The 22,247-nt window shown below is 63.7% G+C and carries 29 protein-coding genes; 7 read left to right on the forward strand and 22 right to left on the reverse strand.

Annotated elements, in window-relative coordinates:
* Positions 1-172: 172 nt before the first annotated feature.
* The 6 genes from EJ066_RS27540 to EJ066_RS27560 form a co-directional block, all read right to left on the reverse strand.
* A complete protein-coding gene (locus EJ066_RS27540; protein ID WP_245454992.1) occupies positions 173-550 on the reverse strand; it encodes a hypothetical protein in 378 nt (125 codons plus the stop codon).
* Positions 551-743: 193 nt separating this feature from the next.
* Positions 744-896, reverse strand: a complete 153-nt coding sequence (locus tag EJ066_RS31540) for a hypothetical protein (RefSeq protein ID WP_189644379.1) — start codon at positions 894-896, stop codon at positions 744-746.
* A 26-nt stretch (positions 897-922) separates the two neighbouring features.
* On the reverse strand, positions 923-1,624 hold the full coding sequence (locus EJ066_RS27545) for a hypothetical protein (RefSeq protein WP_126043082.1): 702 nt from the start codon (positions 1,622-1,624) through the stop codon (positions 923-925).
* A gap of 311 nt (positions 1,625-1,935) precedes the next feature.
* Positions 1,936-2,121 carry a hypothetical protein gene (locus tag EJ066_RS31545; protein ID WP_189644380.1) on the reverse strand — a complete coding sequence of 62 codons (186 nt, stop codon included), beginning with the start codon at positions 2,119-2,121 and terminating at the stop codon, positions 1,936-1,938.
* 18 nt (positions 2,122-2,139) lie between these two features.
* Positions 2,140-2,844, reverse strand: a complete 705-nt coding sequence (locus EJ066_RS27555; RefSeq protein WP_126043083.1) for an SOS response-associated peptidase — start codon at positions 2,842-2,844, stop codon at positions 2,140-2,142.
* A 9-nt stretch (positions 2,845-2,853) separates the two neighbouring features.
* Positions 2,854-3,150 (reverse strand): hypothetical protein, encoded by a 297-nt coding sequence (locus tag EJ066_RS27560; protein ID WP_126043084.1) that lies wholly within the window; start codon positions 3,148-3,150, stop codon positions 2,854-2,856.
* 54 nt (positions 3,151-3,204) lie between these two features.
* On the opposite strand from EJ066_RS27560, the gene EJ066_RS27565 reads away from it, so the two are divergent.
* Positions 3,205-3,570 (forward strand): hypothetical protein, encoded by a 366-nt coding sequence (locus EJ066_RS27565; protein ID WP_126043085.1) that lies wholly within the window; start codon positions 3,205-3,207, stop codon positions 3,568-3,570.
* A gap of 161 nt (positions 3,571-3,731) precedes the next feature.
* Here EJ066_RS27565 and EJ066_RS27570 read toward each other — a convergent pair whose 3' ends face one another.
* From EJ066_RS27570 to EJ066_RS27600, 6 genes are all read right to left on the reverse strand, one after another.
* Positions 3,732-4,220 carry a hypothetical protein gene (locus EJ066_RS27570; protein ID WP_126043086.1) on the reverse strand — a complete coding sequence of 163 codons (489 nt, stop codon included), beginning with the start codon at positions 4,218-4,220 and terminating at the stop codon, positions 3,732-3,734.
* 2 nt (positions 4,221-4,222) lie between these two features.
* Positions 4,223-4,885 (reverse strand): hypothetical protein, encoded by a 663-nt coding sequence (locus EJ066_RS27575; RefSeq protein ID WP_126043087.1) that lies wholly within the window; start codon positions 4,883-4,885, stop codon positions 4,223-4,225.
* Positions 4,886-5,122: 237 nt separating this feature from the next.
* A complete protein-coding gene (locus tag EJ066_RS27580; RefSeq protein WP_126043088.1) occupies positions 5,123-7,588 on the reverse strand; it encodes a hypothetical protein in 2,466 nt (821 codons plus the stop codon).
* Positions 7,588-8,187: a hypothetical protein gene (locus tag EJ066_RS27585; RefSeq protein WP_126043089.1), complete on the reverse strand. Its 600-nt coding sequence runs from the start codon at positions 8,185-8,187 to the stop codon at positions 7,588-7,590. The genes EJ066_RS27580 and EJ066_RS27585 overlap by 1 nt, the downstream gene beginning before the upstream one ends.
* 364 nt (positions 8,188-8,551) lie before the next feature.
* Positions 8,552-9,541, reverse strand: coding sequence for a Coat protein (locus EJ066_RS27595; RefSeq protein ID WP_126043090.1), 990 nt, complete (start codon positions 9,539-9,541; stop codon positions 8,552-8,554).
* A 46-nt stretch (positions 9,542-9,587) separates the two neighbouring features.
* Positions 9,588-10,496 carry a hypothetical protein gene (locus EJ066_RS27600; RefSeq protein ID WP_126043091.1) on the reverse strand — a complete coding sequence of 303 codons (909 nt, stop codon included), beginning with the start codon at positions 10,494-10,496 and terminating at the stop codon, positions 9,588-9,590.
* 191 nt (positions 10,497-10,687) lie between these two features.
* Between EJ066_RS27600 and EJ066_RS27605 the strand changes: the two genes are divergently transcribed.
* From EJ066_RS27605 to EJ066_RS27615, 3 genes are all read left to right on the forward strand, one after another.
* The gene (locus EJ066_RS27605) at positions 10,688-10,876 is read left to right on the forward strand and encodes a type II toxin-antitoxin system HicA family toxin (protein ID WP_126043092.1); all 189 of its coding nucleotides are present in this window, start codon (positions 10,688-10,690) and stop codon (positions 10,874-10,876) included.
* A 4-nt stretch (positions 10,877-10,880) separates the two neighbouring features.
* Positions 10,881-11,282: a type II toxin-antitoxin system HicB family antitoxin gene (locus tag EJ066_RS27610; protein WP_126043093.1), complete on the forward strand. Its 402-nt coding sequence runs from the start codon at positions 10,881-10,883 to the stop codon at positions 11,280-11,282.
* Positions 11,283-11,472: 190 nt separating this feature from the next.
* On the forward strand, positions 11,473-11,787 hold the full coding sequence (locus EJ066_RS27615; RefSeq protein WP_126043094.1) for a YMGG-like glycine zipper-containing protein: 315 nt from the start codon (positions 11,473-11,475) through the stop codon (positions 11,785-11,787).
* 222 nt (positions 11,788-12,009) lie between these two features.
* On the opposite strand, the gene EJ066_RS27625 is transcribed toward EJ066_RS27615, so the two are convergent.
* Together EJ066_RS27625 and EJ066_RS27630 are read right to left on the reverse strand one after the other, a co-directional pair.
* On the reverse strand, positions 12,010-12,333 hold the full coding sequence (locus tag EJ066_RS27625) for a hypothetical protein (protein ID WP_126043095.1): 324 nt from the start codon (positions 12,331-12,333) through the stop codon (positions 12,010-12,012).
* Positions 12,330-14,069: a portal protein gene (locus EJ066_RS27630; RefSeq protein ID WP_126043096.1), complete on the reverse strand. Its 1,740-nt coding sequence runs from the start codon at positions 14,067-14,069 to the stop codon at positions 12,330-12,332. Before EJ066_RS27630 ends, EJ066_RS27625 begins: the two co-directional genes overlap by 4 nt.
* A gap of 124 nt (positions 14,070-14,193) precedes the next feature.
* Between EJ066_RS27630 and EJ066_RS27635 the strand changes: the two genes are divergently transcribed.
* Positions 14,194-14,817 carry a methyltransferase domain-containing protein gene (locus tag EJ066_RS27635; protein WP_126044074.1) on the forward strand — a complete coding sequence of 208 codons (624 nt, stop codon included), beginning with the start codon at positions 14,194-14,196 and terminating at the stop codon, positions 14,815-14,817.
* A 437-nt stretch (positions 14,818-15,254) separates the two neighbouring features.
* On the opposite strand, the gene EJ066_RS27640 is transcribed toward EJ066_RS27635, so the two are convergent.
* From EJ066_RS27640 to EJ066_RS27665, 6 genes are all read right to left on the reverse strand, one after another.
* Complete coding sequence (locus tag EJ066_RS27640) at positions 15,255-15,824, reverse strand: hypothetical protein (protein ID WP_126043097.1); 570 nt, start codon at positions 15,822-15,824, stop codon at positions 15,255-15,257.
* A 147-nt stretch (positions 15,825-15,971) separates the two neighbouring features.
* Positions 15,972-16,442 (reverse strand): cupin domain-containing protein, encoded by a 471-nt coding sequence (locus tag EJ066_RS27645; protein WP_126043098.1) that lies wholly within the window; start codon positions 16,440-16,442, stop codon positions 15,972-15,974.
* A gap of 159 nt (positions 16,443-16,601) precedes the next feature.
* Entirely contained in the window at positions 16,602-17,357 is a 756-nt protein-coding gene (locus EJ066_RS27650; protein ID WP_126043099.1) for a terminase family protein, read from the reverse strand.
* Positions 17,358-17,576: 219 nt separating this feature from the next.
* Positions 17,577-18,128, reverse strand: a complete 552-nt coding sequence (locus tag EJ066_RS27655; protein ID WP_245454993.1) for a terminase family protein — start codon at positions 18,126-18,128, stop codon at positions 17,577-17,579.
* Positions 18,129-18,207: 79 nt separating this feature from the next.
* Positions 18,208-18,642 (reverse strand): hypothetical protein, encoded by a 435-nt coding sequence (locus EJ066_RS27660; RefSeq protein WP_245454994.1) that lies wholly within the window; start codon positions 18,640-18,642, stop codon positions 18,208-18,210.
* Between the two features lie 3 nt (positions 18,643-18,645).
* A complete protein-coding gene (locus tag EJ066_RS27665; protein WP_126043101.1) occupies positions 18,646-19,068 on the reverse strand; it encodes a hypothetical protein in 423 nt (140 codons plus the stop codon).
* A 540-nt stretch (positions 19,069-19,608) separates the two neighbouring features.
* On the opposite strand from EJ066_RS27665, the gene EJ066_RS27675 reads away from it, so the two are divergent.
* Positions 19,609-19,914, forward strand: a complete 306-nt coding sequence (locus EJ066_RS27675) for a hypothetical protein (protein ID WP_126043102.1) — start codon at positions 19,609-19,611, stop codon at positions 19,912-19,914.
* 36 nt (positions 19,915-19,950) lie between these two features.
* Here EJ066_RS27675 and EJ066_RS27680 read toward each other — a convergent pair whose 3' ends face one another.
* The gene (locus EJ066_RS27680; protein WP_126043103.1) at positions 19,951-20,367 is read right to left on the reverse strand and encodes a DoxX family protein; all 417 of its coding nucleotides are present in this window, start codon (positions 20,365-20,367) and stop codon (positions 19,951-19,953) included.
* 270 nt (positions 20,368-20,637) lie between these two features.
* Complete coding sequence (locus EJ066_RS27685; protein ID WP_126043104.1) at positions 20,638-21,384, reverse strand: tryptophan 2,3-dioxygenase family protein; 747 nt, start codon at positions 21,382-21,384, stop codon at positions 20,638-20,640.
* Positions 21,385-21,545: 161 nt separating this feature from the next.
* On the opposite strand from EJ066_RS27685, the gene EJ066_RS27690 reads away from it, so the two are divergent.
* Positions 21,546-22,019 (forward strand): Lrp/AsnC family transcriptional regulator, encoded by a 474-nt coding sequence (locus EJ066_RS27690; RefSeq protein WP_126043105.1) that lies wholly within the window; start codon positions 21,546-21,548, stop codon positions 22,017-22,019.
* Positions 22,020-22,247: the final 228 nt, after the last annotated feature.

Genomic DNA, 22,247 nt, shown 5'->3' on the forward strand with positions numbered 1-22,247 from the left:
AAAAGCCTCGCGAAGCGAGGCTTGAAAATTAGGGACGTCGGCGCACGCCCGAAGGACGGGCGGTCGATGAGGTATCTGGGGAAAGCGCCTGCCCCCTGGGCGCGGAAGAGACGCGGTTGGTTTAGCCGGGCTCTTGTCTTGAGAGAAAAGAAACGCTCAAAAACGCTGCGACCTATGTCAATTCGCGAACGCGCCTTTTTGTCCAGCCGGCGATTGTCAGCCCAAACGCCATGCCGGCGCAGTCGGCAACCAGGTCGAATCCATCCATATCGCGCCCTATCAGCTGCGCGCCCTGAAGAAGCTCGATCGCAGCACCCGTGAAAGCGAGGAGAACAATCAGCCTTGCCTTGTGCTCAGGCCAGCCGAGGCTTCCGAGAACCGCCAACACGGCAAAGGCGGCGGCGTGGTTGAGCTTGTCCTGATGGACCGTGAGGGCCCAGCCGATATCCGGCGAGAGCCGCACCGGCAACAGGGCGAGCAGGAAAACGCCGGCCAGGGCGACCAGAAAAACGATCCTTGCCGCCACCGGATAAGAGTCTGAACGCAACAAGATAAGGTCAATCCTTCATCTGAAAAGTCTGGCTGGCATGGCCCGGCAGGCACCACCGCTTGCGCGACGATTTGGAGGCTGCGGCACGTCATAGGCTACCATCATGACCATAATCAGACCACCGGCTGATGACAGCGCGATAAAACGCGGCGGCCTGGCACGATTGTTGGCGCTGTTGGCAAGCGGCAAAGCATCACCACGTTTGAAGTTCTGGCATTGCCTTTTCATCAAGGAATTTGAGACGTCGATCTAGCATTTCAGCGTTGGCAGGATTGGCCGGCACATTGACCGGGATGAAATCCGTCACCGACTTCCCCGCTTGCGCGGCTTCAACCCATTCTTCCATGGCGCCGATATATCCGTCCAGCGCGTTTAAATTTCCGCCGACGCCTCGCCGCTGGTCTTCGCCTCCTGCGCGATCAGCGCCTCAGCGAGAGCTTTTTCCGTACTGCTGCGCCAAGCATCTTCGGCCAGTTGCCGGGCGACGGGGTCGCCCATCTTCGCGATAAGGTTGAGCCCGCTCTGCCAAATCGCCTCAAAAGTTTCGGTGTCCGCCGGGTCAATATCCGCGATGACGCTGATGTAACCGTCTTGAACTTTGGACCATTCAGTTTGCTCATAGTCCCGTCGGCGCGCCAACTGGTAACCGGCCATCCGAACCGAGCCGGCCGCGCGCAGGACATCCTTCTGCTTGATGAAGTTGGCGCGCTGGCTCTCGGGTATTTTCAGCACTGTCCTCTCGAAGAGCACGTCGAACAGGCCGGGTTTGACCACTTGGCCGGTCTTCGGATCGACCTGGCCATACATAGCATCATGCAGTCCATTACCATCTGCTGGCGCATTCTGGGTTGCTTCGGCTTCTGCTTGGGCGATCTGTGCCTTGAACTGTCGACTGGTGATGTCGGCGTCGAATGCCTCCTGCTGCTCTTTTTGCTGCCGATAGCGCTCGGCGACTGCTGAAAGCTCGTTGCCAAAATTCTTCATGGCCTCGCCCACCGGCGAGCCGGCTGGATAGGACACCACATTGCCGGTGTCGAGCCGGCGCTGTGCAAGCTGGAGGGGAATGGTCGCCATTTAGGTGTTCCCTGCCTGTGGGGCTCTGAAGGAAGAGAGATGCCGAACAGAGCGGCATTGCCTAGCGCCAAGCGCTGAAGAAGGCATGTTTCGCCTGAGCGGCGTTTATCAACGCAGCGTGATCCGCGTAAGTGATATTCAAAGGTATCGCTCGCCGTCGTCGCGATGTTCGAAACAGAACCAACGGGGCGCCTGTTTTGGCTTTGCGAAGCCCCATCCGGCATGCTTGCCGCAGCCCTGATGCTCGCAGACATGATGCTGGATGCCGGCCGGCGTCAGCCTCGCTGAGTTTGGCAATCCAATCTCGTCACTCATCCGTGACGTTTGCCGAGAGGTGGCGCTTTGAGTGAATCAAGCTGGTCCTGTAGCCGGCCGTTCAGGACGATCATTTCCTTGAGCGCCTTGACGGCATCTCCCTTGTGGAGGGCAATGAACTTATCGGCGACCGCCTGCAGCGCGGCCTCTTGGCGACTATCGAGCGTGATGATGTGATCCATGGCGGTAACTACCATTGCTTAGAACAATGAGCCCTGAGCCGGCGCTTGTTGTGGGAACTTGATCTGTGTCGCCGGCTTTTCGACAATCACGAGGGCATCGTCACGAGCGGTGCGCTGTAATCTTTTCGCCTCTGACCACGGCGCGTTCAGCCAAGTCTCCGTTTCCTCCTGTGTGGTCAGGATAACCGGCATGGCCTTCTCATGGATTGGCGCAATGAGAGCGTTGGGCTTCGTCGTCATGAAGCCATAGAGTTCGAAGTCGCCGGGGCCGTCCTTGACCTTGCGCACGCCCTGCCAGCGCGTCCACAGGCCGGCGAAGAAGAACAGAGGCCGCTCCTCGTTCAGCGCGAACCAGTAGTTTTTCTGGACACCTGTCTCGGGGTCTTTGTCTCCGGGCGTAGGGCTCGGCTCTGCGAAGCTCGTCACCGGCACCACGCAACGGTTCTCGACGCCAAGATATTGCTGCCAATGTCCGTATTGCGGGTTGCGGATGTTGGTGGTGCCGTAGTCGGCCTTGCCCTTCACCCGCTCGATTGGTGTCGGCATACCCCATAGCAGATTGGCAAGCTCGCGCGTCCCGTCAGGCGCGTTACGCACCACGGGGCCGGGCTGGTTTGGGTAGATATCTATGGATGGCTCAAGGTTGCCGATGATGTCGCGCAAGGCACGCGTCCACTGGCGGACGGCTTCCTGCGACGTGGTGATATTGTACAGGTTGCACATGTTTCGCCCTCAATCGACCAGTTCAAGCAGGAGATGCGGCGGCACTTCATCAGCCGGCCAATCGGCGCAACAAGCCCTGATCGCGGCTTTGTTCGCGTCCATCCAAACCGTAGCCGCGTTGTCTTCCTCTTCAAGAGGTTCGCCATCTTCGGGACAGCTAGCGTCATCCCAACCTTCCAAGGCAAACATGCCATCTGCAGCTTGCTCTGCCGAAATGCCAGCGGCTGCAAAGACAGCCTTTGCGGCTTCGATGCCGCGCTGTTTTTCTTCGTCCGACGCGCCCCGGACATTCAGGCGCAGTTCCATTATCGCCTCCTGGTGTGGGCCATCTTGCCTACAGTGAACAAAATAGGAACAAAAATGTCAAGCTACCTTGACGACAGAGGAATATGTTCCTCATTTCAAGGGATGCCGGAGCAACCAGAAAAATGGCCGAAGGGAGTCCCTTGGACCCTGATGCACGCCCACAACGCCGGGCAGGTGGCGCGTATTCGCTGCGGCCATTGCAACATCAAAAGGTTCTATAAGCCGCTGGAATTGCGGGAAGTCGTCGGCAACGTCAGCATCGATGAAGTGCGAGCAAAGGTCCGTTGCGAAAAATGCGGGCGCAAGGAATCGATGAACGCCGAACTATTCCACCCTGTCGGGCAGGAATTGGAGGGCATCCGTTTTCGGCGACTGGTCGAGATAAGATGGGAGCGGCGGGTGGTCTGGAAGGACGAATGACATTCGGTATGCAAAGGCGCTCTGTTCAGCACTGTCGAGAGGGCGCTGCTCCGCACGATTCGCGACAGGGGCGGACCGGTTCGGCTTGAGACCCACAGCTTGCCAGGAATTGACCTGCGGATCGGGAAGACGGCCGGGCGGCCAAGCGGGATGGTCGCCATTTATCGCATCCCCGCCCAGGGATCACTGAGCGCCGACCCGCCGAACTTGATGGCCTTGCTCGGGTCGTAGATGCCGGAAAGACCCGACACGAGATTGCCGCCGGCCTTGAAGATCGAGGCGCCCAGCGCCTGCTTGCCGGAAAAGCGCGAGATCGCTGCCTGCGTGGTGAGGTTGTTCTGGCGCAGTTGCGAGCCGTACTGGATCGCCTGGATGTCAAGCTGGCCCTGCCGTGCATTGGCGGCCAGCACCTCGCTCGGCGAGCCTGATATGGCGACGCCCGAGGCGCCGGCCTGGGCGCGCGCCTGCGCCTGCAGGAGATCCTGCTTGTGGCGCTCCTGGCTCTGCTCGAAGGCCGCACTTTGCGCGTCGGCCTGCGCCTGCTGCTCATAGGCCTTGGCCTGATAGTCGGCCATCTGCCTCGACTGCTGGCCTTCGGCCAGCGCGCCGCCGACCGAAAGAGCCGTGCCGATAAGGGCAAGTGTGCACATGGTCAGCCTCTTTCGCTGGCGACGGGAATGAATTTGCTTTTGACGCCTTCGACCGGCGCGCCGAGCGCCGGGCGCGGGTCGAGCGCGCCGCCGGGGCTAAGGAAGGACAGCAACAACTTGTCGGCCTGGATCGCCCGGCGGCTGAGGCGGGCGGGGACCGCTGCGCGCGGCCCGGCCATGGCGGCGCGGCGAATGGTGGTCAGATTGATCTTCAGCTCGGCCGCGCCGGCGGCGTCGAGCCGGCCGTTGGCGGTGGCGATGGCGCGGCTGAGCGCATCGGCCTCGAACAGCTCCAGGCGCAGTTGTTCGATCAGCCAGTTGGCGGTTTGCCAGCGTTGCGTCAGCGCTTCGGCCTTGGCCGCGATCTCCTCGCCCAGGGCGACGATATCGGCACGCGCTTCGCTTTGGGCAGCGGCCGCGCGGCGCTTGTGCGCCGCCTCGATGGTCTTCTCGATCAGCGCGATTGCCGCGTTGGTCCTGGCGAGGGCGGCGCGCACCTCGCCCAGATCGCCGTCGCCGAAGATGGCGCGGTCCTCGGCCTGCTCCAGTTCCTGTTTGCGGGCCGCAACATTGTTGAGGTCGACGTCGAGCAAGGCGATGACGGCAGCAAAATCGGCAGCCGTCCGCGCCCTGCCGAGATCTTCGGCAAGGGGGATTGTGGTCACGGGAGGGAGTCCTTTTTTGAGGAGGATGAGGAGCGGTCGGCGCAGCTGCCGATCTCCCCCTCGTGGGGGAGATGCCCGGCAGGGCAGAGGGAAGGATCGCCGGGCGTGGGGTCTTACCTGCGAGCCGCCAAGACCTGGCCTAGCAAAGGGACGCAATTGATTGAAGGTCGGCGGGACAGCGCCCTGCCGGCCATCTCCCCCTCAAGGGGGAGATTGGCAGCTTCGGCGATGGCGCTCCTAAGGCTCGGCGTCGAACACCGGCGTGAACGCCCGGATCGTGCAGGGCGTCGGGTTGACGTGGCGAATCCTCACCCTGCCCTGCCCTTCCCAACTGTCGTCGATCGGCACCTCGACATTGCCGGTGAAGAGATCAGCCCGGCCGTCGGGCGCGACGATGCCCGGCATGCGCACCTTCTCCCAGCGGCCGCGCAGGAAGGACTGCACTTCGAGCCCCGACGTGTCGGTCTCGAGCAGCGACATCATCACCTTGGCGACCTTCTTGCGGCGGCCGACGATCGAGCCGTCGCGGCCGCCGACATCGAGTTCCAGCGTATTGGCCTCGCAACGGTAGCCAAGCCCGACCTGCCATTTCGCTGCCGTTGCGCCGCTGGGCAGCGTCACCTGGCCGGAAGCCACGGGCAGATCGTGGTAGACCTTGCCGTCGGCCAGCACGTCGACGCTTTCGCCGTCGAGATGGTCGAGCCCGGAGACGACGTTGACGGCGGCGCCCGAATAGCTCAGGCCGCAATCGACCTGGAAGGCGTCGTCCAGCGCGCCGTATTCGAACGGCGCCGTCATGATCTCGATGGTGCGCTTCGTCACGCCGCCGATAGTCCGCTTGACGAACAGCCAGACGTCGTCGGCGCCGTTCTGGCCCGGCGTCACGATTGCGCTTTCAATGATCGGCCAGCCGGCGTCGGCGAAGCTGCCGCCGAGGCGATGGCGGTGCATGCCGCGCACATCCTGCGATGGCTGGTGCGTGTAGCCGCCGAGCTCGCCATTTTCGAGCGGGAACCACAGCACCGGATCGGGATCGGTCTGGAACGCCAGCTCGACGACGCCTTGCTTGGGGATGTGCTCGGAGATCTGGCCGATGTCGTCGGAGGTGAATTTGCTGGCCGAGGTCTGCACCAGCTCGGCGATCGACTTGCGGCTGCGGGTGACATAGAGGAACGATTGTCCGGCATCGACCGGGCGGATGCGGGCGCAGCCGAAGGTGCGCGAATTGCGGTTCTTGAACGACGACGGCGTCAGCGCCTCGTCGATGCCGGAGCCCGATAGCGCCCGGATGCCGCCCGAGGTGCCGATCAACAGCGCCCCGTCGGAATCGGCGATCCAGACGATGTCGTTGGCCTGCCCGCCGCCGGCCTGGACGAATTCCAGCGCGTCGTCGTCCTTCTCGCCCAGCGCGAAATTGTCGAAGTCGCCGGTCGCCGACGCATAGACCGAGAACTTCCGGCTGAAGGCCAGGCGCTCCTCGTAGAGCGAACCGCTTTCGACATACTTCCCGGGAGCGAATGTGCCGAGCCGCCAGCGGGTGATCGGGCTCAGATTCGGCAGGGCATGGCCGTAAAGGATGATCTTGACGACTGTCGCGCTGGTGCGGCTGGTGATCTTCGCCCAACGCCAGCGCCCGTCCGAACCCAGGAGCCGGATGGCGCGACCGACATCCGTTGTCTGGAACCCGGTGCCATCGTTGATGCCGTCGATCGAAGAGGCGGTCAAATCGAACGGCGTCTGGTCCGATGCGGCGACATGGAAAGCCAGTTCGGCAGCCACCGATTCCACGGCATCGCCGCCACCGCCGCCGGTGAAGATCAACTGGTGATATTCGAAGGCGGCCTTGTTGAAGAATTCATAGAAGCGGGTCTCCGAATTGCCCCAGCCGCTTTCCCCGGTCCTGCTGTCGAGCGTCACCCAGTTGGTGCCGTCGTTGGATCCCTGCACTTCCCATGCGGTGAAATAGTCGGCATCGCCGGTAACGTCATTGCCCGCGGTCAGCCAGTAGGCGTCGACGACACGTTGCGCGCCGCCCGCATTCCGGAAACGAATGTAGCCGGTCGAGCCACCGGCGAGGGTGATGGCCTGCACTTTGTCGCGGTCGAACATCTGATAGGCGCTGGCGGTGCCGCTTGCGGTCGATGCCGTTCCGCTCGGTGCCGTGTTGCTGGTCATCTGCGGCGTCAGATGGCCGGTATTGGCAGGCGTCAGCGTCGTGGCGGTGTCGTTGATGTCGTCATACGGCCCGTCCTCGAACTCGTAATCCTCCAGTGTCCATGTCGTGTGCGCCGTCCTGGTCAGCACCTTGAGCGGATAATCCTTGTGGCTGATCCACATCTGGTCGGCCGACTGGACATAGGCGAGGTCGAAGAGGTCGGCTTCCACGTAGGGCGAGGCGATCTCGACCGTGCCGACACGGGCGCCATAGGCGTAGACGCGGATATACTGATCGCCGAATTCCAGGCAGTAGGCCTGCTCGGAAGAGAAGATGAAAGGAATGCCGCGCGTTGTCTTGGCCGCGTTCTTCACCGCGCCGACGAAGATGGTGCCGCCGCGCTTCCTGATGCCGCCATGCGGCAGCGTGACGAAGTTCTCGCATTTGGAAAGCGCCGCCCGATAGAGATCGAGCGAGGCGCGCGCATGCAGGCGCGGCGAGATCTCGCCACGGGTGAAAACGTCCTGGACCGGATAGAGCGTCGTCATCAGCGCACGAACCGGTTGTCGCCGCGCTGGACCGCCCAGGACGACGTCGAGAGCCGGCCGCCGCGCTGGATGGCGTTGGCGCTGAACGCCGCGTCGAGCGCCCGGTCATAAGCACCGCGGGCGATGTCGATCATGCCTGTCTTGTGGGTCAGCGGATGCGCGATCTTGATGGCCAATGCAGCGACCAGCACCTCGCTGAACAGCGCGTCCCAGTCGTTCGGATCGGTCAGGTTGGCGATGTAGCGGATAAGGCGCGGACCCGGCTGGTCGCAATAGATCAGCCCGGCCTCCTGCCGCCACGAGATCGGAACGCCGTCCGGCTCGCCATTATGGGTCAGCGGCAATGGCCGCAGGCAGTCCACGGGCAATTCATAGACAAAGTTCAGCGTGCCCGCGCCGCTGCCGGTGTCGGCGCCGGCGACGGAGGCCGCCAGGATGGCAAATACCCAGGCGTGCTTCGTCAGCTCCGCCTCGCGCGTCAGGTCGAAATGCAAGTTGAGCAAGCGCGCGGCTTTCACATCCTGGTCAAGGCTGTCGATCGGCGCCTCGTCGAGGACGCCAAGCGCCATATTGGCGATGTCGAGCGGGGTGATGGCCATGGTTTTAAGCCTCCGTCAGTGTGATTGGAGCAAAGGTCATGGGTGAATCCGGGCATAAAAAAAGCCGCTCGGAGGCGGCTGGATTTCTGAGCGATTGGATCTGGATTTCTGAAAGCGATTGGATGTTGAGGTCGCGATCCGTCGCGCCCCCCTCTGTCCTGCCGGACATCTCCACCACTTGGGGGAGATTGGCAGCGTCCCTGGCGGCGTCTTTCTTCAAACATTGGAGATTGGCGAAAGCCGACGTGACAGCCGATCTCCCTCCTTGTGGGGAGATGTCCGGCAGGACAGAGGGGGGCGCGAAGGAATGCTGTCCGAACGGGATTGGCGATAGGGCGGAGGTTCGCCCCCTATTTCAGCCTGCTCAGGCCTCGGTCGTCTTCAGCGCGATGAACGTCATGTTCTTCACGCTCGACGCCGTGCGGTCCCAGTTCGCCGCCAGCGCAAGCTCGGCATCGGTGGCGAATTCGCCGGCCGAGGAGGCGTCGAGGAAGCGGGTGCCGGGCACATGCGGGACGAAATGCCGGCGGCCGACCATTTCGGTGACGCCGCCGCCATGGCCCTGGCGCGGCTTGCGGTCGAACTCCAGCGGCCCGCCTTCGGTGTTCACCGGAAGCTCGTTCCACAGGATCGCCTTGTCCTTGAACATGAACGCGGTGTACTCGCCGGCCGCCACCGGGATGTCGTCGTCGACGACGGCCCGCAGCCCCATGTAATAGGGGATCAGCGGCCCGCCCTGCTCAGACGGCGGCACATAGTCGATCAGGTTGGCGAGCTTCAGCGCCTTCATCTGCTTGGAGTGCATCCAGATCGTCTTGAACTTGTCGGCGCGGTCGCCCATCAGATAGGCGGCCTCGATGATGTCGGTGTCGACGATGGAGGCGCCGGTGGCGCGCACCAGATCGCCGCCGTCATTGGCGATGTTGTCGGCCAGCACCCCTTTCAGGATGCCGAGCAGCGTCAGCTTGTTGGCGCGCTGCCAGTAGTCGGTCTGGCGGCGCACGATCAGCTTCTGCGGGTCGTCGCCGGCCAGGATCGAGGTCAGGTCCGGAATGCCCCAGGCCTGGGCGCGGACATTGCGGGCTGCCACCTCGCGGCGCGAGCCGATCTTCTTCATCTCGATCGAGTCGGCCGGATCGTCATTGATCGGCTCGGACGGGTCGTTGCCGAGATCCTTCCAGCCGGGCATGTCGACGGAACGCCCGCCCATGGAGAGCTTCGAGGCGATGGACGGGTCGGAAAACAGGATTCCGGCCTGGTAGATCTCGAGCGACTGGACGTGCTCCTCGAACGAGTATTGCGCATAGACGGAGGGAACGATCGCGTCCGCGATACGGGTATAGGCGTCTGCCATTTTGGTCTTTCCTTCAGGGGTTGGTTAGCGGCTGATCTCTCAAAGGTCAGAGAGGATTATTCGGCATCCAGAGGTCTGGATTCTCGCCGGCCTCGCGTGCCAGCCGCCGGGCGCGGGCGGGATCGCTTTTGACGAGGGCGGAGATATCAGTCAGGTTGCGTTCGCCGGCGGCGTTGCGCTTGAAGGGATTGCCTCCACTCAAGGCCGCGCCGCCGTCGATCGTGTCTTCGCGGAACATCGCCTCGCCGATGGCGTGGAATGCCTTGGCGATCTGCGGATCGGTCAACGCCCCGTCATTGAGAAGGATGCCCTTCGCCTTGTAGGCATCGACCAGGCCGAGCTTCTTCATGGCCCGGTTGGCGACCTCCAGCCTCTGGCGGAAGCCGTCGCTGTCGGTCGGTCCCCAATCCCTGACGAGGTCATCGTGGGTCGCCTCGACCGAGCGGGCAAGGGCGATCTGCTGCGCCTTGGCCTGCTCGGCCATGTAGCCGACGAAGCGGTCGTGATAGGCCTGCGCCACCTTCGGCGTGGCGCCGGCTTCGACCGCCCAGGCCTTCGACGCATTGGCGAGCTCGTCCGAATAAGCGAAATCTTCGGGGAGCCCGTCGGGGCGCTTGTACTCGACCTTGTCGGGCGATGTGAGCGGACGCATCGCCTCGGGCAGCCGGGCATGGAACCTGTCCCAGTCTTCCCCAGTTGCGTCCGCCGAGGGAACGCGCAGGCTTTCACCCTGCTGCCGTTCCAGCTCCGCATAGGATGTGAAAACCCGATCGAGGCTTTCAGGCTCGGTCCAGCCCTTGGTTTCAGCGAGCTTGCGGTTGCCTTCGGAAAGACCGTCAAACCAGCTTTTCGCAGCCGGCGGGGCGGACCCGTTGTCCCCGTTGGCCGGTGGCCGTACTGGGTTGCCCGCCGGTGGCGACGCCACCACGGACCCGGCGTCTGCCAGATCTGTCATGAGAAAGATTCCTTTGTGTTGATTGCAGTAGAAATGAAGGCGCTGGTCCTTCTCCCCTTGTCGGAGAAGGCAAGGCGCTGGCGCCGCTCACAAGCCGGTATCACCTGAATATCAACCCGTCGCGGGCGGAACTTTGCGGCCGGAGCCAATCCAATTGACTTCCAGTTCGTTAGTGTGTATATATACACAACATGAAGAGCGCCGATGTCATTGATAGATTGTTGGCGGATGGCTGGCACGAAGTGGCTCGAAAAGGCAGTCATGCCCAATTCAAGCATAAGACCAAGCCGGGCCGCGTGACGGTTCCGCATCCCAGGCGAGACATCCCGATCGGCACGCTCAAGAGCATCGAAAAGCAATCCGGCCTGAAGCTGAGGTAGAGAAATGCGTCACTATATCGGACTGATCCACAAGGAAGCGGACAGCGACTTCGGCGTGTCCTTTCCCGATTTTCCGGGAGTGGTCACGGCCGGCGTTAACCTGGACGACGCCCGCGCCATGGCGGAGGAAGCACTGGCCTTTCATGTCGAGGGCCTGGTCGAGGATGGCGAAGCCATTCCCGAACCGTCCTCCCTGGAGGAAGTGATGTCCGACAAGGACAATCTGAGCGGTGTCGCCATCCTGGTTGCCTTGAAAACCGAAGCAACGAAGGTCGTGCGCGTCAACGTCACCATTCCGGAGGACGTCCTCAATCAAATCGACCACTATGCAGAACGCCACGGCTACAGCCGATCCGGATTTCTGACCGCCGCCGCGAAAAAGGTAATGCAGATCGAGGCGGCGTAGCGCTCCGCAGGTCCATTCAAGATGAGGCTCTACCGCCTTGTTTGACTATGATCTTTCCGAGCAAGGCCTCGGTCATCAAGACGAAAGAAACCATGTCTCATTTCGTGAGGTATGGTGCCCCTGTTCCGCCGCAATGCGCCCGCACTTGGCAAGGTATTCGGCCTTTTGGGCTTCAAAGGAGGACTTTTACATGATCAAGAAAGCCATTGCCGCCGCGCTTCTGACTGCCGTTCTGGCTGGGTGTGCGCAGACCGAAGGGCAGCAAAGAGCCACCACGGGCGCTTTGGTCGGCGGCGCGGGCGGCGCGCTCGTCGGTCAGGCGATCGGCGGCAACACCAAGAGCACGGTTATCGGCGCAGCCAGCGGTGCCCTTCTGGGTGCGGTCGTCGGCAGCGCGACCACACCGCAGCGGCGCGGCGAACAGCTTTGTCGCTACCAGGACCGCAACAGCGGCCGCATCTACACCGCGCCTTGCGACGACCGCTACTACAGCGGCGATTATTGAGCGTAGCGGGCTGCAAACGCGGCAAGGCTATGGGACAGCACCCCCCTCTGGCCTGCCGGCCATCTCCCCCTCAAGGGGGGAGATCAGCGGCTTCGCCGCAGCCGCCAATCTTGCAACGTTGACGATTGGCGAAAACGGTGACGGCATCCAATCTCCCCCCTTGCGGGGGAGATGGCCGGCAGGCCAGAGGAGGTGTTCAAGCGCCAGCCTGACTAGCCAGCCCTACCTCTCCTCCGCCCTCGCCGCCTTCTCCAGCGCCGCCAGTTGCGCCTCGTCCAGCGTCAGGAACCCCATAATGTGCTGCACCACTTCGGCCCGCGCATTGCTCAGCGCGCTGTGCAGTTCGAAGCCGTTCGGCGTTCTGGTCCTGGCCAGCCATTCGCCGTAGGAGGGGCGGCGGTAATAGCCGGTGGCGGCCGTCAGATCGGCCAGCACCATCTCGCCGTCCTGTCCAGAAAAGACCCTGAGATACGCCTTGGTCAGCGCGTCCTGCGCCTTGGCCGGGCCGCCGGCCTGGCTCGCATGGGCAAAGCGTTTCCGGCTCATGCGCCCTGCCCGCCCTGCACGCTTTCCGCACCCTGCGGCATCAGCCCGCCGAGCCCATCAAGCAAGCCGCTGTCGCGCGCCTGCACGGCCGCCGGCACGGCGTCCCTGGCGGCCTTGCCGGCGGTGGCGATCGCCGCCATGCCGGCCTGCGCCTGTTGCGCCTTGGCCCTGGCGTCTCGGATGCCCGCCACCTCTTGCCTGGCGCGAAAGATGCGCTGCGGGCTGCGGCCGGCGCTCTGCACGATCTTTAGCGCCTCGTCGCCGTCGATATTGTCCATGACGCCGGGGTCGAACTGCGCCATCTGCATGGCGGTGGTGACCACCTGGATGGTGTCGCGCGCCTCGGCCGAGCGGCGCAGCACGTCGAGTGGGCCGGTGAAGGTCGGTCGTACCGCCTTGCCGGCAAGGCTCGCCGGCGGCAGGAAACGGCTGTCTTCCTCGTACAATCCCTTGTCTTCCAGGATGCCCAGCTCGCGGTCGAGATTGCTGGCAAAACCGGCCTGGATGATCGAGCCGGACGGCCCGAGCAGCGCGCCCTTCTCCTCTTGCCGGATCAAGGCTTCGGTCGCCGTCATCTGCGGGTTCTGCACCAGCGTCTGGAACAGGTTGACGAACATCATGTCGCGGATCTCCTCGGCCCGGCTTTCCGCGTAGTTGAACGCGTAGGTCGGGTTCTGCCCCGTGGCGATCGGCGCGATCAGCGGCCGTCCCTGATCGTCGATCAGGCCGGGATAGTTCTCGCCGGGATTGAGCACCGGCACATAGTCGAGCCGCGCCTTCGACGCGGTCGCCGGATCGGTGATCTGCTGCAGCGCCCTGAGGCCCGAGCGGCGCACGGCGTTTTCCTCGCGCACCGTGGTCAGCGCCTCGATGGTCGGCGAGACGCCATAGGGGTCGCCCTCGTAGCGCCGCCAGTTGAAGCACGACACCGGGAAGGAGCGGAAGCCGCTTTCCCTAACGATCGCCTCCTCGTCCTCGATGACGTGATAGGAGGCGAACGCCGTGTCGAGATACTGGTAGGTGCCGCCCACCCGGTACATCTGGCGCTCATCGCGCGGCTGGATGCATTGGATCAGCGCGATCTTCGTCTCGCATTTCGAGGGGTCATCGACCAGCATCTTGATCCGCGCCGGCAGCTTGTCATAGCCGAGCAGCTGCGCCGCCTGCCGCGCCGTGCGCTCGTAGCGGCGGTGGAAGGTGTCGACCTGGCCCCAGCGGTTGCGCGACAGATAGCCCTCGGCCACGGGAATCGAGGCATAGCGGATCAGCGTGCCGCCAAAGCCCTCCTCGGCATAGAGATAGGCCGGGCCGTAGCGCACGACATTGCGCAGGCAGGCCTGCGTCGCCGGCACGAAATTCGAATTGGCGGAGTAACGCAGCGCAAACAGGAAATCGCGCAGCGCTTCCGCCCATTCCTTTTCCTCGTCGGTCTCCTCGTCGTTCATGGCCGCGGTCGACAGCCCGTGCCATTTTTCCGACTGCGGGATGATCAGGCTTTCCAGCCCTGCGGCGAGGCGATTGGCAGCCGAGTTGATGGTGTTGGCGTAGACACGGGCGCCGCGCCGCTCTTGCCGCTCGGCCTGCGAGGCCGCGCCGGCTTGCCGGCCCCAGATGTCGGGCGCGTCGGGATCGCAGAATTCCGACACGGCCTCCCAGACAGCCTCATACTGGCTGCGCTCGGTCTCCAGTTCGGCCTGTCGCGACAGGATATCGTGGGCACGGGAATCGTTCGTCATGGCATTCTTTCTCAGGTGGTGTCGCCTGTTCGAAGCCCAGATATTGTCAAGGCCAGGTCGAATTTTGTTCGCTTTTGCAATGTTCAACGGGGGCGCGGCGGGCCTTAAGGAGATCGATGTGACAATGACGGAAAGCCTGCCCGGTGCCTTGAAGAGACGCAGCAAACAGGCTGCAAAGCGATTGCTCGGCTACGACTCCCGCAACTGGCTGCGCATCAGGCAGATCGAGGCGTTCACCGCGTTTCTTGAAGCGGACGGCCGCAAATCTTCGCCTGTGATCGAGGTTTCGCCCGGCTGGAACCGCTATTGGAAGACGATGTGCCCCGACTACACGTCGGTCGATTACCCCGAATTCGACATCTGCAAGGACCGCACCGAGAGGCAATATGCGATCGTGATCGCCGACCAGGTGCTGGAGCATGTGCAGCGGCCGCTGGCCGCGGCCGAGAATATCCACGCCATGACCAGGCCGGGCGGCTGGGCGATGGTGGCGACGCCGTTCCTGTTTCGGGTGCATGCCAGGCCGCACGATTACAACCGCTGGACTCCCGCCGGCCTGAAGCAGCTGCTGGTCGAAGGCGGCTTTCCGGAAACTGGCATAGAGGTGTTCAGCTGGGGCAACAAAGCCTGCGCAAAAGCCCATATCGGCGGGCCGGTGCGCTCCTACGGCATGTGGCGCGACCTCAGCAATGACGAGGAATACCCGCTGATGGTCTGGGGGTTCGCGCGGAAGGCGGTGAGTGGTTGAGAGCTTAATCTCCCCCTTGTGGGAAGGGCAATCGCATATGACCGCGCCAGCCCCCTCTCCGGCCGCTGCGCGGCCACCTCTCCCCCATTCCATGGGGGCGAGGAACGCCAACCGCCGAGGTCGCGGCCTTGGAAGCCTGGGTTCCTCGCCCCCACAAAGTGGGGGAGAGGTGGCTCGGCGAAGCCGAGACGGAGAGGGGGAGCGCCATATGCGATTGCCCTGCCCTTGTGGGGGAGATTGGCAGCTTCACCCGCCCCGCCTCTTCACCAGCCGCGCCAGCCGCCGCCAGGTCCACCAGGGCCAACCGCCCCGGTTCCCGAACACCCGTTTCATCGCGCCCATCTCATACCCCCAAAAGCACGCGGCGCTGGCCGGTGAGCTCGCTGGGCGCGAGATCGGTCTTGACGGTGCTCAGCGTGCCCTGGCGCTGTTCGAGCTCAGCCCTGAGCGCTGCTTCGCGCGCCTGCACGTCCTTGTCGGCAATGGTCGGTGTCGGCGGCAGCGGCTTCAAGGCGGGTGGTTTTTGAAAAAGGCACATGGTTCCAGCTTTCTCTTGTCCAGTCGAAAAGGATGAAGGTTTCGCCGTTCTTGCCATATTCAGGCAAACGGCAGCGTTGCGTCGCGCCAAGCCGGGCAAGCCAGCGCAGCGCCAGTTGGTTCTCGGCCAGCGCCCGGGCCTCGACCCGGAAAGCACCGCGCGCGGCAACTTGCGGGCCAAGCACAGCGTGAAAGAACTGCGTAATCCCAGGCACGCAACGCCGCATGCGGCGCGTGCCCCAGCTCCAGGCGATCCACAGCCCGCTCCGCTGCTCGGCGGCGCCGAAGCCGGCCTCCGGATTGCCGTCGAGCTCGGCGACATAGGCAAACCCCTGCAGCGCGGTGAGCGCCAGCAGCGCCGGCGACCAGTTGTCCAGCTGACACTCGATCTCGGTCTTGTCCTCAGGGCGTAGATTGGCGGCGATGTAGGAGAGGTCGCGCAGCGTGGCGGGGATGATGCGGTGGGTCATGAGGAGGCCATGGGCAGCGCTGGCCTTTCCGGTCGAGCAGGCGGGCGGTCAAGCAGAAGGGCTACATTGGGCCGCCTCACGGTTGCTGACACCGGCGCCCCGCCGCGCTCGGCGGCGGGGGCAGTTGGCCTTCAAGCCCGCGGCTGGCTATTGCGTCTTTGAAGGATCGTCCGCCGGATTGACATACTTGAGGCCCCACGGGCCATTGGTGGTGATTTGAACGACGGTCTCCTCGTCGAAGTAAACGAAATGCGCCGTGCCGGGCGGCAGCGCGAAGAAACTGCCCGCAGGCAGTGCCTTGGCGGCGCTCCGATCGGCGGTTTCGCCCATTCCAAGATTAGTAGTCCCTGATATGACTGTGACCACCTCATCCGCAGGATGGGTATGCGGTGGGATCGCATACCCAGACGGCACTTTGAGCCGAAGGGCAAACAAACCTTCCTTGGTGGGATCGCCGAACAAAACCGCCGCTTCTGCTCCGGCAGGAAGCACTTTGGGGGCCGGAGCCCATTTAACATCATTGGGAGCGACCATTGTGTGCGCATCCTCTGCCAAGGCAAAGGAAGCGATTCCGCAGAATCCGATGCAGCCGATTGCAAATATCGATGCGATTTTCATGATAACCTCCCTGTGTCGCCGGGCGCTTCACCCCGGTTGCACGCTGGGGCAGGCCCGCGAAACTTTCAGAATAAGTCCGCGACCACGTCCAAGCAAGCGCCCCTCTACGTCCGCAATGGGTCCGAACTCGGTCGGTCGGAGTGATTGGGTTTGCCCTCTTCACCGAAACGCCCCCAGCGGATCGCTCTGCCCCGGCCTCCGCCTTGCCGTCCGAAACTCCGCCGGATCGACCACGGCTTCCCTCAGCATCATCACGCCATAGCGTGTCGCGGCCATCAGATCGTCGCGCAGCTTCACCACCTGGCCGTCCTTGCGGTGGTAGAGGCGGAACTCCTCGAACCAGGGCAGAAGCGTCGAAAACACCTTGAAGCGGCCTGATTGCATGCGGTCGAGCATCTCCATCAGCCCGGCCTCGACCGACACGGAGCCGTCAGCGAACTGCGCGTGGCGGGCCAGCATGTTCAGCCCATGCGCCGCATATTGCCGGGCCAGTGCTACGCCCGCGCCTTCCAGCGTCTCGCGGCGGCCGTCGCGCGGCCAGGCCCAGGGCAGCCACTCGCCCCACGGTTTGAGCGTCAGCGCCTGCATGGCCGGCGTCTGCTGCGAGGCGCGGCAGGCTTTGGCGAGATAGACGACATCGGACTCGGTATCCCAGGCGAGCTCGACCGCGGCCGACGGATGGTCCCAGCCGAAATCGAGCGCGCCGAGCCTGGGCCAATAGCGCGGCAGGCGAAATGGCTCGCAGGCGATCAGTTCCTCGGCAATCGGAAAGATGCGGCCGGAGCCGAGCACCGGAATGCCCTTGGCCCGCGCCTCGCGCTCATGCGCGGGATAGGCGGCAGCGATCGCCGCGCGCTGCTCAGGCGTGTAGTGCTCGGCATCGTCGATGGTCATGAAGGTGACGTGGCGGGTCATGGCATTGCCTTTGGAGAGCTTGAGTTCCTCGCCCCCATTCTTGATGGGGGAGAGGTGGCTCGGCGAAGCCGAGACGGAGAGGGGGAATGGCGCAGACGTAGCCAGACGAAGCGAATCCCACCTTGTTGAGCTGGCACCTTACGAAAGTCCCCTCTCCGGCCGCTTCGCGGCCACCTCTCCCCACTCCGTGGGGCGAGGAACCCAAGGCCTGAGACGTCATCACCTCCCCATCCCCTCCACCTCCGCCGCCGACAAGAACAGCAGCACCACCTCCGACATGCCGAGCAGCGGCGTGAAGGTGACGATGGTGATGCCGCCGGTGGCGTTGGTGCGGGTCAGGCCCTCGGAATAGATGTCGAGCGGCGGTTCCTCGTCGAACCACACGCCGTGCAGCGTTTCGCCCTGCCATTTCTCGCGGCCCTTCTCAAAACTCTTGAACGACAGCACCGATTCATCGGCCTGGACATCGCCGCCGCCGCCATGGCGCACCACGACGCTGTCCAGCCCGTGCGGCGCGCCGCGCCCCATGATGGTGCTGACGATCGCGTCGGCCGGGATCATGCCGGTGCCCCAGGCCGCCGGCTGCTGCGGCGGGCCGACCAGGATGCGCTGCGGATTGTCGCGCGTGCCCTCGGCGGTGACGCCGGCCGCCCACAGCCGCACGGCCGTGTCGAACACCTTGCCTTGCCACCACTGGGGATAGCGCCCTGTGAGGTGCATCGCCCATTCGGCACCCCCGGCCCTGGTCTTGCCGAGCTGGTTGCCGGCCATGAACAGCCGCTCGCGATTGGCCGCGCCCGCCGCATGGAACTCGGCCTGCCTGGGGTAAGGCCGGTAGGCGGCAAGCTGGTTAGCGCGCCGCCTCCTGTCCAGTTCCCTGAGCAGGCTCAGATACTCGGTCTTTGCCGTCGAGGCCCGGCTTCGTGAGACCCGGCTTGGCGAGGCCGGGTCTTTCGAGACCCGGTCCTTCGAGGTCCGGTCTTTCGAGAAATGGCCGCAGGACGGCTTCGAGGCCGCGGATGCGCTGCCTGATTTCGTCATCGCTCAATGCTTCCAGGCTGTTGATGTTGAGATGCAGGTCCTTTGGCAGAACCGAAAGCACGATCTTCAGATACTGGTCGGGCTTGTCCGCCCGCACCTCGGCGATGACGCCGGCGCCATGCGCGCGGAAATCGGCGCGGATCGCTTCCAGAAAACCATCGGCCAGCGTCTTTTTCGCCCGCTTCGACCGGCCGGAGGGCCGGGGTTCCGCCACATCAGGCGCGTCGAAAGAATCCTCGGCCATGCCCTACCCCGCCGTCCCGGCAAGCGCCGCGATCTCGGGCTTCGCCGTTTTCTTGACTGCCCGCGTCGGCCTCTTGCGAGGCTTCGCCCGCTTGCCGGGCTTCGCACGCGCCGGCTTTGGCTTCCGCGGCCGGCTTGCCGTTTTCGCCTCGGCCGTCGTGCCGCACTTCGCCGGGCCGGCATCGGGCAGGGCTTTGAGCGCCGCCCGGACGATACGCACGCCATCGGCGCCGGCGCCCGCCAAGGGAAAGCCGAAGCCGCCGGCCGCATCGACGGCACCGCCCCGCACCATGCCGATCCGCACGCCGGGTGGAACTGCTTCGATACGGCGTGCCTGCAATTGCGGCACACTCTCGAACAAGCTGATGGCGCTGACGACCTCGCGGCCGTCATCGTCGATGATGATGGTGGCGTAACGGCTGGACATGGGGGATTCTCTTGGCAACCGACATGGTCGCGCGTTGCGGAATGGGTGGTGAGACTCTGTGATGACGGGTGACTTAACCTGACGATCGGCAGGCCGCGTTCCTTCGCGCCCCCCTCTGTCCTGCCGGACATCTCCCCCACTTGGGGGGAGATTGGCGGTTCGAGCGCTGTCCCTATTCCTGCGATGCTGGTGATTGGCGAAAGCCGAGGTGACATCCGATCTCCCTCCTTGTGGGGGAGATGTCCGGCAGGACAGAGGGGGGCGCTGTCCCGCCAACATTCAATCCAGGCAAGCGAAGATGGTCCGAAAATAAAAAACCCGCCTCGGCGGGCGGGTCGTTGGCGCAAATCAGCACCATGCCCAAATCTATAGCATAGCTGCCGTCACGAAGTCAAGGGCGAAGTTGCCGATTCCAAGAAAAAATTCCTAACCCGGTGAACGAGCAACCGACATCGGGTGATCTGCCGGCATCATCCACGCAACTGTCCGGATCGGAACCGGCGCTCGCGCGTTTGCAGTTTAGCCAATGGGAGCAAAGCCATGAATGTCGCCAATCTGCAACTTGAGGGCCTGCTGATGGCCGTCGCATCGATCAATCAGGTTCTTGTCCGCAAGGGCGTGCTTTCGGTCGAGGAAATAGACATCGCCTTGCGCCGGGCCGAAGCCAGCGAGACCAGCGAGGAACGGTCCGAAGGCATGTCGGCGTCGAGCCGCGATGCCGTCAACTTCCCGATCCGGCTGCTGGAACTGGCCAATCAGTGTCAGCCGGAGGCGGACATGCCGTCGTTCTCGAAGCTGGCGCGCATGGTCGGCCAGATGAAGGAGCCCTACAACGATCAGATGTGACGCCCTCCCACGTCAAAGATGGACCGCGGGTTCAGGTCAGCTTGCAGACCCAAGCTTCAGCGCCAGCACATTGCCCGGCCCGTGCACCGCGGCAAACAAGAGCCCGGCGAGGAAAGTAAAATGGTCGATGAAGAAGCCGAACTCGGCCTGGTTGCCGGCCCAGTGCGACGGCCCGTGGAAGGCGAAGCCCAGGAAGATGACGTAAACGCCGGCGACGAGCGCGGCCGGTGTGAAAAAAGCGCCGGTCAGGAAGCACAGGACGAGGACGACTTCGAGCAGCGCCGCGCACCAGGCGAGGAACAGCGGGAACGGAAAGCCGGCGGCGGCGATGTAGCCCGTGGTCGCGCCCATATCCATGAACTTGAAGGCCACCGCCATCAGGAAGACGGCCGCGAAGATCAGCCGGCCAACGAGGATTGCCGCGGTCTGCCACGGTGATTGAACGGTTTCCATGATGTCCCTCCGGAGTTTGCTACGGTTTCGCCCCAAGGACGGGAAAAGCGCGGCGGTTCCGACATCGCCATTCAAATAGTTTTGCCGGGAGAGAGGCAAGCTTGCAGAACCAGGGTTCCTCGCCCCCGCCAAGCGGGGGAGAGGTGGCCGCGCAGCGGCCGGAGAGGGGGACAGCGCCAACGTCGAAAGTCCCCTCTCCGTTGCGGCTTCGCCGCGCCACCTCTTCCCCCCGCTTCGCGCGGGGCGAGGAACCCAAGCTTGGAACTGCCCCTACTCCGCCGCCTGGTGGCTGATCGGTTCCCGCACCGTGCCGTACTCGCTGCCCCAGCGGTCGGTCATGTCGCAGCGTATGTCCCAGAGCTCCGGAAAGAAGCGATGGCGGGCGCCGCCTTCCAGCATTTCCACCGGACGGCCCTTCAGGGATTTCGAGCCGAGCCCGATCGAGCGATGGATGAGGTAGAGATGGTTGGCGCGGAACTTCTGGAACAGCTCGTCGAATTCGATCAGCGCCTCGGCGACGACATAGCTGTCGCCGTGGTCATACCCGGTATCGTAGACATCCTCGACCGAAAGCCCGCGGCCATCGAGATAGGACGCCTTGAAGGCCCGCCACAGATCCGGCGGCATGCGCAAGAGCAGCTTGAAGCCCGGCGATTCCTGGCCGCTGCCATTGCCGAGCTGCAGCCGGATCTGCTGGTATTCCTTGGGCGACATGGTTTCGAGCAGGTCGAGCTGCGCCGTCATCATGCGCATCAGCCGATGCACGCGCCCCATCAGCGTGACGACGCGGTGCGTGTTGTGCTGTTCGAGGAAATCGACGACGTCGACCAGCGTGTAGGTGATGAGCTTCATCCACAGCTCCTCGACCTGGTGCACGATCTGGAACTGCAGCTCGTCGGCATTGACCATCTCGGCCAGCGGCTTCTGGCAGGCGAGAAGCTTGTCGCATTTGAGGTAGACGCCGTAGTCGCGCATCTCGGGCGCTTCGATTCGGGCGTAATAGTCCGGCTTGTGCATGGCAGCTGCTCCTTGTGCCCGGCCCGTCGGCTCAGGGCATCTGTTCGGTCCGAGCCCGTAATGTAGTCGCTTTCGGCTTGAACATTGTTCCTTTCTGTTATTCAAATGGCAGGAAAGGAAGGACGAAAGCCCATTCATTAAGCGACTACGGAGAACGTTTTATGCTGGACAGCCTCGACCGGAAGATCGTCGCGGCGCTGGAGCGCGATGCTCGAATCTCCTTCGCGGCGCTCGCCGACGAGGTTGGCTTGAGCAAGACGCCGTGCTGGAAGCGGGTCAAGGCGCTGGAGGACGCCGGCATCATCCGCGGCTACTCGACTCGCGTCGACCCGGCGAAACTCGGCTTCGGCATCGAAGCCTTCATCCAGGTGTCGATCGATTTCGAGCTTTCCGAAGCCTTCGAGGCAGCGGTCCAGGCACACCCGCTGATCCGGCGCTGCCACGCCACGACAGGCGAGGCCGACTATCTCCTGCAGATCGTGACGGTCGACATGATGGCGCTGGACAGGATGCTGCGCGTCGAGCTCAGCCGCCTGCCCGGCGTGCGCCGGACGATCACCTCGATGGCCATGCGCGAGATCAAGGGGGACATTTCTTTCGCCAATGCCGTCGGACATACGCAGAAGACGCCTTAGGCGGGATGGTTCAGGCTGCGGTTTTGTCGGGCGTGTCTATCCATCGTGCCGGGCTTGGGGCCGGAACGATGCGCTCGTCCTCCCGCGATCCGGCATCGGCTTTCCGCTTTGGGCAGTCCTCGTAGCCGTGGTCGCGCCCGCCGCAATACGCGCAGCATTTCGCGGGAATATCGGGGCGAAACATTGTCGTCATGCATTGAAATGCGCATGGCGCCCGTTCGGTTGCGT

The organism is Mesorhizobium sp. M9A.F.Ca.ET.002.03.1.2, from assembly GCF_003952365.1.
In the GTDB taxonomy this organism is placed as follows: Bacteria; Pseudomonadota; Alphaproteobacteria; order Rhizobiales; family Rhizobiaceae; genus Mesorhizobium.